Genomic DNA, 13,005 nt, shown 5'->3' with positions numbered 1-13,005 from the left:
AAGATTCTGACAGTTTGTATCCAAAGTTGGGGCAAATGAAAGAAGTTCTCGTTACAATCCAAAGTGTTTACCAGTATTTAGAAAAACTTGGCCCCAAAAAATCCTTCCAGATTTTGAAGAATCTGGGTTATGAAAAGTTACTTTCGCTCACAGGGAAGGTTCCCAAAGAAAGGCTCATTGTTCTCACTCAGAAGTTAAGTGAAGATACTGTGGTTGAACTCGTAAAACAGATCCCAGAAAAAATTCTCGTGGAGATGATTCGGGAGAATGAGGATGATGATTTAGTATATTTTATTCATTCTCTGCCCATGGCAGATTTGGCTCTTGTGTCTCGAAGTATTCCTCCTCATGATGTGGGGTTACTTGCAAAGACTCTGGGCAAAGAGACCAGTGTAGAAATTCTAAAAACTTTAGGAATTCAAAAGTCAATTGCGTTACTCAAAGAAATTCCTATGAAAGATTTTCTTTGGCTTGTGAATGAGATTCATGTAGGTCCAGTCATTCAACTTGTTAGCGAACTTTCTGTTGTGGATTGCAAAAAGTGGATCAAACAACGTGGTTTAGAAGAACTTCCTATTCTGATCAAGTTTTTTGGGGTTTCTCAAGCGCTCACCATTTTTAAGAAGTTAGGAATGAATCAAGCGTTGGACATGATGCATTTACTTGGGACTCGTGAGATGTTGGAATTGTCTCTACTTTTATCAAAAATGCAGTTAGAGGAAAAAAATATTCCTTCTCTTGTTTTATTGAAGCCAAACGACTCATCTTTTAAAAATAAAACGAAACCTGCTCCAAAGAAAAAACAAATTCCAAAAAAGAAAAAAACTTCTAAACGTTAATATTTACTTTAGGGAAGTAAATGGTGAATTTGCTTCCTTCTCCCATGTTACTTTCTACAGAGATCTCTCCGGACATTTTGTCCACGAGAGATTTAACAATGGATAATCCAAGTCCTGTCCCACCAATTTTTTTATTATCAGAGGATGGAATTCTAAAGAATCGATCAAAGATTTGATTTTTATAATTGGGATCAATTCCTATTCCTGTGTCTTCGACAGTGATTTCGATTTTGCCATTGGTTTCACGAATGGAGATACCAATTTTTCCTTTGAATGTATATTTGAGAGCATTCACATAGAGATTGGTAATGATTTGTGAAAATTCAAATTTGATTCCCCGAAGAAAAAAACCTTTTTTGAGTGATAGATCCCATTCGATCGCTTTCCCTTTTGCTAGGTGAGAGTTCATGTGAATGACATCTTCGATTACTGCAACCGGATCAAAAATCTCGACTACTTCAGCTTCTTTATCCTTCTCGCGGGACGTAGTTAATTTTAATAGGTTTTCGATTAGAAAACTCAATCTTTTTGCGTTTTTATCGATAACCTCTAACATGTTTTTGTGTTCGGTGTTAAACGGTAAAGAAGTGTCTGATTTAAAAAATTCCAAATACCCTCTGATATTTGTCATAGGGCTTCTGAGTTCGTGACTTACGTTGGATATAAATTCATGTTGTAATCGTTCTTGTTCTTTTCTTTCTGAGTTGGGGCGGAATTGTACTTGGTAACGTTTTTTGGGTGAAAGTAAAATGGAGGTAAAACTAATATCTACCTCCAGTTTGTTTCCATCTTTCGCAAGAATTTCGGCATCGGGCAGAGACATCATGGTGTCGGAAGATAAATCGGAGCCAAATCTAAGTTGGTTTGATACTTGATTTCCTAGGATGATGTCTTCGATATTCATCTTAGTAATATCGCCACGAGTATATCCAGTAAGGGATCGAAACTGGTGGTTAGCTTCTAAAATACTGCCTGTATCTGCATCCACAAGTGCAATTGCCTCTCTGGAAAATTCGAATAGGTATCTATATTTTTCTTCTGAATATTGTAAGTCTACGGCAGAACGATCCAATTTGATTTCTAAAATGGAAATCAAATTTTCGAGTTCGGTAATTTCTTCTCTTTGTAACTCCAACTTGGCGTTAAAAGAGTCTAACATCGAGTTTACGAGAACTTTGACCCTATTGTCCAATTGTAGTGTTTCATCTGAGTTTAACCTCGAGTTGTAGTTTCCTTGAAGGATATCTAGAACTACTGAATTGACATCAACGATGAGATGTCTTACCGCATTAAGTTTTCTATAGTTGATTTGAGAAGGGGCGTGGAGTTTTGTTTCTGTTGGTTCTTGAAAACTACTGAGTTTGCGTACATCAAATACTTTTTTTGGTTCTAGGGCTGATAAGATTTCTTCAAAATCAAAAGCAGTTTTTACGGCTTCTGGTTGTATTACTCTCCTGATAAGTCGGAAGTATACATCTTTTAAAAGTGGGTGAAGTGTTGTTTCGTCCCCCTTGTAAGAAAAAACTCCTTTTTGTAAGAGTGGGTGTGCATTGAGTAGGTTTTTTGTTTCTCCCACTCTTAGATGTGGATAAAAATGAGAGAGTTGGAGATCTTCCCATAGATTTCCTGTGGTTAATTGGTCCGTATTCTGTAACAGGTCAATTGCTTTTTTGACAGCAAGAAGTACACCTGAAATTTCCCTACCAGTTTTTAAAACTGCATCACCGCTAAACGCTAGCAAGGTGGATGGGAAAAAGGATTTAGTTTCCAATATTGGCAAATCTAAAGTGTTGGCAAAGTCTTGGAAGTTTCGAAGAAAGGGACTTGAAAACGGATCGGATACAAGACCAAGGCAAGAAGGTTTTAAAAATTCTTTTTCCTCTAAAAAACCTGGTGTGTCAATGTAACGAACTTTGACTGGATTTTTAGGTGCGTATTCTTCCAAAAATTTTTCTGCAAAGAGTCTCTCCACAGAGTATTGGTGAGGAACCGGTAATATGTAGGCTTTGTTTCGAGTGAGGTCTTCTGGTTTGAATTGGAATCTGGAATAAAATGATAGTGGGGAATGATAGAGATATATCCCTTTGTAGATACGTTTTAGTTTCGATTTTTTTAAAAAGCTATCTTGTAAGTAGGCAATGGTAGGGACTTCTCCTGCCTCGACTCGACCAGCGTCCAGTAGTGGCATAATTGCCTTGTGGTGTGTATTGACATGGAGAGTGACTTTGACGCCGAATTCTTCAAAGTATCCCTTTTTATAGGCAACTACTACCGGTAAAGAGCTAAGGCGACTTGTTATACAAATCTGGATCACATGGCAACAATTCCAAAAAGAGGAATCGTTGCCAAATCATTCTATGCGGTTTTGCCTAACTTAGGAAAAAATCTCTTGGAGGAATTCCGTTGTCCTTTTGGTATACTCTGAAACTTCTTTTTCGTCCATGACTTTTGCTGATAACAAAGAAAGGTCATAGATAATCCTTGCTAATTTTTTTCCTTTCTCCGGATTCACTCCTTCAAACGCTTGTAATGCGGATTTGACTAATGGGGATTTGGAATTAACCATAAGGGTATGTGATCGCAGAATGTTTTTTGTGTCTTCTCGGTTTAACATTGAGTTCATTTCCGACATTCGCCTCATAAACTCTGGCAAAAGGATGACCCCTGGTACATCTAAAGATTTTAAGGCTTCGACCTTTACCTCCACACCTTCAGCAGGTAACGATGATTGGAATAAAGTTTGGATCCTATCTGATTCTGTTTTGTTGTCTTCGTTTACTAAGTCTTTAGGAGCTTCTTTGTCTACAACTTGGTCTGCAATTTCCGAATCCACCCTTTGGAATTTCCAGTCTGGATTTTTCATTTCTAAGTGTTGGATGAGATGAGAATCAATTTTGGAATCAACGAGAAGTGCTTCTAAACCTTGGGATTTTAGTAGGTCCATGTAAACAGAGCCCATCTCTGTTTCATTTGCATAAAAAATTTTGTTCTGGTTCTTTTCTTTGTTTTTTTCCCAATATTCTGAAGTGGTTGAATACCCACCTTCGGAGTTTTTGAAAATTAAATGATCTTTCATTGCATCATAGAATTTTTCATCAGTGAGGACCCCGTATTTCACAAACAAAGATATATCGTTCCAATTTTCTTCATATTTTGTTCGGTTCTTTTTGAAGTCATCAATAAGGCGATCGGCAACTTTTTTGATGATATGATTTGAAATCTTTTTCACAAGCGGATCGTTTTGTAAATAAGACCTGGAAACGTTAAGTGGCAGATCTGGTATATCGATAGTTCCTTTCAAAATGGTAAGGAATTGTGGGATGAGTTCGCTTGCGTTATCGCTGACAAAAACATGGTTACAAAAAAGTTTAATTCCGTTTTTTGATGCTTCTAGTTCATGGGTGAGTTTTGGAAAATATAAAATTCCTTGCAAACGAAATGGATAATCTACATTTAAATGAATGTGGAAGATGGATTCACCAGAGAAAGGAAATAAATAAGAATAAAAGTCCTTATAATCTTCTTGGTTGATTTTAGATGGTTCGTCTGACCATAAAGGTTTTTCACGGTTTGCTTTTTCGCCTTGAACGTAAATTCCTACAGGTAAAAAATCACAATATTTTTTGATGAGTTCTTTGAGTTTCCATTTGTCTAGATACTCTCCTGACTCGCTGTCAAGATAGAGGGAGATTTTGGTACCTCTTGATTCTTTTTCTATTTGTGAAATTGTGAAGTCAGTTCCCGATTCGCTTGACCACAAAACAGCCGCTTGGTCTTTTTTGTAAGATTTTGTTTCGATGGTTACCTTCTTGGAAACCATAAAAGAAGAATAGAAACCTAGTCCAAAGTGTCCTATGATTTCTTCTTTGTTTTCGGCATTTTGGTATTGTTTTGCGAAATCTGTAGCGCCAGAAAATGCAATCTGATTGATATACTTTTTGACTTCTTCTGTGGTCATACCCACGCCATTATCTTCGATGGATAGGATTCTATTCTCTACATCAAAGTTTAAATCAATTTTGTATTCATTCCCACCTTCAAACTCTTCTGATAAAGAAATCTTTTTTAATTTAGTAATCGCATCACTAGCATTGGATACTAATTCTCGTAAGAAAATATCTTTCTCTGAGTATAACCATTTTTTGATAATTGGAAAAATGTTTTCCGTTTCTACACTGACTTTTCCTGATTCCTCGACTGACATAGATTACTCCTTGGTTTCTAATTGTTTTGCTATGATAACGGCTCTGGATTTTTCTTGTTTGGATAGATTTTGGAATGATTTTTCCAGTGTTTCTAAATCAAAGTTTCCTAAAAGGGTTACAATAAACTGAATGTCTTCTTTTGAAATTTCTTTTTTCTCTAAATAGTCAGCTAGGAAAAAATTTCTTTTTTTCCCAAAGCTTTGCATCATTTTTATTAATTTCAGAGTTTGTTTGCGAAATGTATACCGTTTATATCCTACATAGGAAAGAACTCCCAAAACGGCAAGTAAAACTAAAAGAGAAATAGACGGAAGAGTCTGTGACTTTCTGTTCATCGTTGAATCCTGGGAATTTCTTTTGATCTCAGGAAGCACTGGAAGATCGGGAAACTTGATTGCGATTGTTTTGTATTGGTTCTCCTGCAAAGAAAAAAAGCGGAATAGGTATGGATCAAGAGTCACTTTATCTGTTGATCCGATTTGGTATCCGTAAAGAAACTTGACTACTGAATAAAATCCATATTCTCCAGAATCTAGTTTCCGAAAGGTTTTGTTTCTTGTTTGTGAAATGAGTTGTACTTTTGAATCCAATTGTTTCAGAGGTGTGATTCCTTCATGTCCCCCCTCCCCTTCAATTGTAATTTCGAAATATGCGGTTTCTCCTAGGTGGATTTCTTTGGGGAAGTTCGTTAAGTTTAACTTGAAATTGCCGATGGCCCCTGTGAATTCCTTTGAATTGTTTGGCGGGAGGTCAAGGACGGTAACTGTTGCAGGAGTTGTGTTTACTGTTTCTTGAAGGGAATTGAAACGCAAACTGTCACCAGAAATAAATTTTGTTTTTCCAATTTGAAATTTTCCTGATTTAATAGCTGTTAAACCATATATTTCTTTATCATATACTAAAGTTTTTTTCATTACATTATTTCGAACAACTTCGGGTTCAATTTGTACAGAGACTTGCCTAAGTGTTTCTGATAAAAAGTAAGGGAAGGAGATGGATTGGTTTGGGTCTCTTTCTAGGAAAGGTTGTCTGTAACCATTATAATAAAGAACATAATAACCAACTATGGGTTCCCCTTTATAAAAAACGGATTTATTTGTATGGAAGAATACTTCGGGCGACTCATCGGTAGGTTCTTCATCAATTTCGATGGGAAAGGGATTAAAAAATTGGTTTTGCGAGTGTTTACTCCTTTTGCTGACTTTGAATTGGGTGGCTGGAGAAGTATATGTTTTATTGTCATATTCTACGGTCACTTCAGGAAGTTTAAATATCCCTTCTGATTCTGTATCAACATAGAAGTTTAGTATTTGTGATCTGGAAACTTTAAAGTTAATGATTTGTGTTTCGGTACCACTGCCGACAAAACGAACTCTGACACCGTTTTGTTTTATATTGGTTTGGATTGTGCGGAAAGGTTTTTCTCCATGTGCTCTTACTTCTAATTTGGCATATTCGCCTAGAGAAAATTCGTTTGGATGAAAATGAAATTCTACATCTGAAGAGATAAGATTAGAAAATGGAATGAAGCAAAATGGGATGATGAGGAATATCAATTTACCAGAACTTTTCATTATCAGTAGAACCTCCCTTTTTGTTTTTTAGGATGGAGTCTTGCGAAAAAGGATCTAAGATTCTCTCGGCATCAGATTTCTCTTCTTTTTTGTTTTCTTTATTGTTCTTCTGTGTCGTGTTAGGTTGTGGTTCGTTCCCTCGATTTTTTTGGGCTTCTTCTTTCTTTTTGGTTAAGTGTTCAATGTTTTTTTTAGCCGATAGATAGTCAGGATCTATTTCTAGAGTTTTTGTGTAAGACTTAAGTGCGTTCTTTTTGTCACCTAATCGAGAGTAGATATTTCCGAGATTAAAATTGGCTTTTGCCTTTAGTTCGTTGTCTGCTTTTGGATGAGAAAGAATCTTTTCGGAAAGTCCGATGGCATCTTTATATTTGCCTAATTGATAGGCAGAAGTAGATTCATTATACAAAAGTCTAGGGTCATCTCTGATATATTCTTTTGCTTTTTCAAATTCCTTTTGGCTTTCCATGTAGTTCTTGTTATGATAAGATTTGATACCTCGTTCAATAGAATTTCCCCCCGGATCTAATTCCCAAGCTTCTAAGCGGCTGAGGTTAAAAAAAGAGGAAACGATGAGTAATGTGTAAATTCCTGTTGGTAGTTTTTGTAAAAAAAGATTCAATAGCCGCTCTAAAAATAGGAAAATAAAAGCGGCAATTAAAAATGGGTGTGCTCCATCTTCGTTTTTGAAATGTTCAATCGTTTGTATTTTTTGTTTTTTTATTATTTCTAGTTTATCTAACAAAGCGTAAGCACCATCAGCATGAAAGGAAACATCGTAATAGACTCCGCTGTTTTGGTCTGCAAGGGATTTTAATCTTTCTACATTCAGTTTTGAAACCACCAAATTGGATGTTGTGGGAGATTCGGATATACCTGCATCCAGAGTCACATAGCCCCCTCTTCCGGTTCCTGGATCGCGGTATTCAATAGGTCCTCCTTCTTCAGTACCAATCCCCCAGATCATTACCTCACCTACGATTGGTGGAGGAGTTTGATTTTCGTGATCTTCTCCATCAGAAACGATTACGGTAATTTGCGAGGATATATTGTTGTTTTTCCGTCTGATTTTGTTGACTCTTTCTAGGGCAACAGCAAGATCAGTGCCTTTTGCTCCAACTATCTCAACACCTAACGCTTGTATGTAATCCGAGACTGCAGTGATATCCGATGTTAAAGGGCAGAAAGAAAAGGATTGCCCGGCAAAAACAACGATTCCGATTCGATTCCCTTTGAGGTTGGGTAGAATTCGGAGGGCTAAGTCTTTAAACCGTTTGAGGCGGTTTGGGTTAACGTCAATTGCGTTCATGGATAAACTAACATCTACAACAAATAAGACGTCTGCAGATTCGAATTCTTTTGTTGATTCCATTTCAGTAGATTTTATTTTAAATAGTGAGTAAAATGCAAAAATAAGGGCAAGTAAGAGACTTAGAATTCTTATCAAATAAATTTTTGTATTAGGGGTGTAAATTCTACTTTTTAGATTTGGATGTTCTTTTTTAAAACGATTTGCCTTGATAATGAGGTATAACTTACCAGTGATTAGTAGAACCCATAGGAATATCGCAGTGATAGCAACTCTGGCAATTAAGTTTATATCGATCATAGTTTTTCTGTTAATGGGTATATCATAGATAATGCCACTACCCCTAGTAAGGTGAAAAAAACAAAAACTGCTAACGGGAAATGGGTTTCATGAATTTCCATTGGTTTGGATGGGAGCTCCACTGTTTCCAATCCATTGATTTCGTTTAACACTTCCTGTAATACTTCTGGAGACTCCGCACGAAAGAATTTTCCGTTTGTACTTTCTGAAATGGTCTCTAGGGATTCGTAATTAATTTCATATTGTCCTTGTTCTTTTCCAATTCCTATAGAATAGACTTTGATCCCGTAAACTTTGGCTGCATACGAGGCAGTTTCTGGATCTAATTTTCCTGTGTTGGATACACCATCGGTAAGTAATATAATGATTTTTGACTTCGCCGTAGAATCTTTGAGTCTATATGTGGACAATACTAGAGCATCACCAACGGCGGTTCCTTGTTCGCTGATATCTTCATCTGAAGTATCTGCTATAAGTTCGTCTAACGCATACCTATCGCTTGAAAGAGGTGACTGAAGGTATGCTGCTCCTGCAAATAATACAATTCCAATTCGATCATACAATCGCTTTTGAATGAATTCTCTGAGTAGTTCCTTCGATACAGTGAGTCGATTTTTTGGTAAAAAATCGTAAGAATTGACCATTGAGCCAGAGATGTCTAAAGCGATCATGATATCTATCCCATTGGTGGTATCGGGTGTTAGTTTGTATTTTTCCCCTGGCCCTGCTGCTGCAATGATGAGGAATATGCCGGCTGCATAAACTAAACCTTCAGTTAGTTTTAAAAAAAGAACACGGATTTTGAGGAAAATATTTTGATCAGGAGTTTGAAATCGATCGGACTGAATGAGTAAGAGATTACCTAGTGGTTTTTTTCTCCATTGGTATATTCCTAGTAGAAGCAGTGGAATTATGAAAAATAAAAGATACGGTCTTTGGAACTGATCCATAATTATAGTTCAAAATCCTTTTTGATTTTTTCCCAGATAGAATTTGCTCTATCTTTGTTTATTTCGGTTCTGTTGTTGTCATATTTCGTGTTTTTGAAATAAAGTCGTAGGTCACGAAGGACAGAGTCTTCGATATGAGTTCTGTCAAACAACTCCGCTAGAAATTCCGAATCGGTTTTTCCTAGTAGGGTTCGCTTTAACTTTTGTGAATATACTTCTTTGAGGTACTCACTAATTTTAAAGACCAATTCCTTCTCGTGGATTGGTTCCGATTGTAAATAGGTTTCTATTGCGCGAAGGCGTTTGGTTGTTTCTTCTAATGTTGGTTGTTTTTCCCAAAGGGCGTCGATAACTTTTGGTTTTGATTTCCAATAAATGTATAGTGCATACAATAAGTATATATTGATTGCTGTGATTAGTATGATGATGAATAAACGAAAAAAATAAGGTCCAGAGAATTCGATAGGTGGTTCTATATCCTCTATATCATTTTCAAAACCAAGTAGTTGAGATTTAACTTTGATAGATAAGGTCGATTTTGTTTTTTCATTTTCTCTATCCCAAGTAATAGGGATTACATAATCGCCTGGTTTGAAAAAAAGAATAGATGCTTTTAGTTTTGATTTTTCTTTCTTAATGTTGAAGATTTTGTAAGATGGTATAGTGTCATCTTCGTAGATATCTCCTTCTGGCAAATCTAGGTTGGATTCGTTGGTATCTGTTAACTCGATTTGGTAATGTACGGTATCTCCGACATAAATATCTGATTCTAAAACCATCTCTTTTGGCAAGGCGAATGCCGAAGCTGAGGATAATAGGAATACCGTGATGTATTTAATCATGACGTTTGGTTTTGAATAGAGGTCTGATTTGGTTGGAGAGTTTTGTATTTGAATTGATTTGGACAAAATTAATTCCAAAGAAAGATTTTGCTGCCTTTAAATCTTTAGAATATGTATTTTCCCTACTTTGAAAGTTTACTTTCTCTTCTGAAATTTCTCTAAACATACGAAGCCAAAATGGGAATTTTAAATTGTCCAATTCATCCTCGATCCAAATCCCAGTGGAATCCCAGACTTTGGGAATTTTAGTTTTTTCTATGTAGGTAGAAAAGTTAACAAAATCAGAGATCCAATAACTAATCGCAAATTTTGGATAAAGTTTGAAGGCGATTTGAGATGCTTTCGAATAATCAGTTCCATTACCTTCTTTCTGTTTTATGAGGGTGTTAAAAGCAGATAAAATATCGTTTTCGGTTTTTAGCCACCCTGAGGGTGTGTTAGGATCCTCTGAAAAGCTAACAAGAAGAATGCGATTCCCCATTTTTACATGAAATAATGATAAAAATAAGGCAATTTGAAGACTTGCGGTTTGTTTTGAGCCACTAAGTGACCTACTCCTATCATAAAAAATGATTATGGAAGCATCCCGTTCTTCGTAAAATTGTTTTGTATACAATTCCCCCGTTCGAGAAGTTACATTCCAGTCTATATAACGTGTATCATCACCATACTGATAATTTCTTACTTCTTTGAAATCAAACCCCCTCCCCCGTTCTGAGATCGCAAGAAAACCTTGTCTAGTGGAAGAAAATTTTTTCTTCGTTTCCCATTGCAAAACTTGAAGTAAACGTTTTAGCTCTGGAGATAACATTTATGGAACTTCCGTAACAGATAGGATTCGTTTGATAATAGAATCTGTGCTGATGTCCTCACTGATGGCATCAATTGTTAGGTGAAGTCTGTGTTTAACGATTTCGGAAAAAAAACGTTGGATATCTTCGGGGATTACAAAGTCACGTCCTTCCAGAAGGGCATGAATTCTACTTACTTTTAACATCGCAAGACTGGCGCGAGGACTGACTCCATGTTGAATGAAATTTTTTAGTTCACTATCGACGGTAGTTTCTGGTCTTGTGTTCCTCGTGAGGTTAACGATGTAGTTTTGTAGTTTTGGTTCCACAAACACTTGATTTGAAATTCCTGAGATTTTTTGGATTTCTTGTGGTTTGAGAGTTTTCTTTGATTTTTTCTTTGTAACGTTCAAACTTCCATGTTGGTGTAAAATTGCAACTTCATCGTCAAATGTTGGATAGGTGACAATTACTTTAAATAAAAATCGATCTAGTTGGGCTTCTGGGAGTGGGTATGTCCCTTCTTGGTCAATAGGGTTTTGTGTTGCTATTACAAAAAAGGGAGGTTCTAAATCAAAGGTTACATCAGCAATGGAAACCTGTCTTTCTTCCATACATTGGAGTAAGGCAGATTGAACCTTTGCGGGTGCTCTGTTGATTTCGTCAGCTAACAAAACATTTGTGAATATTGGTCCTTTTCTGATCTCAAAGGACGAAGTTTTCGGGTTAAAGATATTTGTGCCAGTAAGGTCTGCTGGTAACAAATCTGGTGTAAATTGTACTCTGGAAAATTTTGCATCAATGATAGATGCTAAGTTTTTGGCTACAAGTGTTTTTGCAAGACCTGGCATTCCTTCAAGTAACACGTGTCCATTAGCAACCAATCCTACAAATAGGGACTGAATGACATTATCCATCCCTGATATCGATTCGGATAGTTCCGACCGAAGTAATTTTACTTGGTCGGAAATTTCTGTAATTTGTTCTTTGTTTATTTGCATTGCGAAGGAGTCATTTTTGGCATTGGTTTATCAATCATATAATATTCTGTTTTGCCTCCAATGGTCCAACAACCCATTTTTCTTCCTTGAGGTTCTACAGGTCCTTTGCCTAATTCTTTACCATCTTCGGAATATTCGGTGGCATCTTCAGTGGATCGAATGACCATCCTTTTTTTTCCGGAAGGGTAGAAGTAAGTATAAGGAATACTTGGTTTATAATTTAGTTTTAAGTCTTGTGTTTCTTCGTCAATTTTCACGAGTGAAAAGAAAAGTTTTCCTTCTCCGAGAATTTTTCCAGTATTGTCATAAACTTTAGCAGATTCTAACATACTTTCATTTGCCATATTACCATGGTATCCGATTTGACCATTTTTATAGTAGAACTTCCATTCCCCTGATCTTGTATGTTTTCGTGGACCAACTCCAAATATTTTTCCATCAGCATAGTATTCTTTCCAGATTCCTGTTCTTTCGTACTTAATGTCCAAGTTTTCAGAATTTTCTTTTTTTGAATAAGTCCCTTCAGCTAAAATGTTTCCTTTTGATCCATACATCTTCCACAGACCGTTGCGAATGTCTGAAACATAGGATCCTTGTGATTCGACAGCACCATCTTTGTAATAGTTGGTCTCTTGGCCATTTTTTAAGCCATTAGAAAATGATACTTTTGTTTTGATTCCGTTTCCGTCTGCTCCGACAAAGTGGTATGTCCACTCACCATCTTCTTCATTATCTTTAAAGGAACCTTTTTCTACCCACTCACCTTTGTTATTCTTTCGGTAGTAGGGACCATTTTTTTTGTCATCTGCATAGTTGGTTTCAGAAGTGATTGTCCCTTGTTTGTCAAAGGTTTTAGCAACACCTTCTTTTTTCCCATCTACCCATGGAGTTTCGGCGAGAAATTTTTGCGGACTTTCTGGATCTGGTTTTTTCCAAATTCCTGTTTTTTTCCCATCAAGATACTCGCCCACTTGGTCTAGTGTGGATTTATATTTTGGATTTTCTGCTGTGGAACCTGGTTGTTCGAATTGGATGTATTCTTCCCAAGTCCCATTTTTTGGTAACGATTTGATTTTTGCGGGAGCAAACTTTGAAACCTGGTCTTCTGTGCACTTAGCACCACCACATTCCGTTTTTACTTCTCCGACGGCTCGGAGTCCTCCTGAGTTTTTGAAACGTTCTGTTCGAATCCAT

General features: G+C 36.5%; 10 protein-coding genes. 1 reads left to right on the top strand and 9 read right to left on the bottom strand.

The features are described 5' to 3' along the window. The first annotated feature begins 35 nt into the window (after positions 1-35). Positions 36-839: a hypothetical protein gene (locus EHQ49_RS07175; RefSeq protein ID WP_244241393.1), complete on the top strand. Its 804-nt coding sequence runs from the start codon at positions 36-38 to the stop codon at positions 837-839. Here the strand turns inward: EHQ49_RS07175 and EHQ49_RS07170 are convergent. The 9 genes from EHQ49_RS07170 to EHQ49_RS07130 all read right to left on the bottom strand — a co-directional run. Further along, a complete protein-coding gene (locus EHQ49_RS07170; RefSeq protein WP_135577843.1) occupies positions 829-3,153 on the bottom strand; it encodes a sensor histidine kinase in 2,325 nt (774 codons plus the stop codon). The genes EHQ49_RS07175 and EHQ49_RS07170 overlap by 11 nt on opposite strands. Positions 3,154-3,213: 60 nt before the next feature. After that, on the bottom strand, positions 3,214-5,043 hold the full coding sequence (gene htpG / locus EHQ49_RS07165; RefSeq protein ID WP_135577841.1) for a molecular chaperone HtpG: 1,830 nt from the start codon (positions 5,041-5,043) through the stop codon (positions 3,214-3,216). 3 nt (positions 5,044-5,046) lie between these two features. Further along, the gene (locus tag EHQ49_RS07160; RefSeq protein WP_135577839.1) at positions 5,047-6,618 is read right to left on the bottom strand and encodes a BatD family protein; all 1,572 of its coding nucleotides are present in this window, start codon (positions 6,616-6,618) and stop codon (positions 5,047-5,049) included. Continuing rightward, complete coding sequence (gene batB, locus EHQ49_RS07155) at positions 6,602-8,227, bottom strand: VWA domain-containing protein BatB (protein ID WP_135577837.1); 1,626 nt, start codon at positions 8,225-8,227, stop codon at positions 6,602-6,604. The genes EHQ49_RS07160 and batB overlap by 17 nt, the downstream gene beginning before the upstream one ends. Next, on the bottom strand, positions 8,224-9,177 hold the full coding sequence (gene batA, locus EHQ49_RS07150; protein WP_135577835.1) for a VWA domain-containing protein BatA: 954 nt from the start codon (positions 9,175-9,177) through the stop codon (positions 8,224-8,226). Before batA ends, batB begins: the two co-directional genes overlap by 4 nt. A 2-nt stretch (positions 9,178-9,179) precedes the next feature. Beyond that, the gene (locus EHQ49_RS07145) at positions 9,180-10,019 is read right to left on the bottom strand and encodes an LB_053 family protein (RefSeq protein ID WP_135578334.1); all 840 of its coding nucleotides are present in this window, start codon (positions 10,017-10,019) and stop codon (positions 9,180-9,182) included. Continuing rightward, positions 10,012-10,830, bottom strand: coding sequence for a DUF58 domain-containing protein (locus tag EHQ49_RS07140; protein ID WP_135577833.1), 819 nt, complete (start codon positions 10,828-10,830; stop codon positions 10,012-10,014). The genes EHQ49_RS07145 and EHQ49_RS07140 overlap by 8 nt, the downstream gene beginning before the upstream one ends. Continuing rightward, positions 10,831-11,811 carry an AAA family ATPase gene (locus EHQ49_RS07135; RefSeq protein ID WP_135577831.1) on the bottom strand — a complete coding sequence of 327 codons (981 nt, stop codon included), beginning with the start codon at positions 11,809-11,811 and terminating at the stop codon, positions 10,831-10,833. After that, positions 11,802-13,005: LIC20035 family adhesin (locus EHQ49_RS07130; RefSeq protein WP_135577829.1), on the bottom strand; the 1,204-nt coding region annotated here is incomplete at its 5' end. The genes EHQ49_RS07135 and EHQ49_RS07130, both read right to left, overlap by 10 nt.

It is taken from the genome of Leptospira perdikensis, from assembly GCF_004769575.1.
Taxonomy (GTDB): domain Bacteria; phylum Spirochaetota; class Leptospiria; order Leptospirales; family Leptospiraceae; genus Leptospira_A; species Leptospira_A perdikensis.
This window is presented reverse-complemented; position numbering and strand designations above follow the sequence as displayed.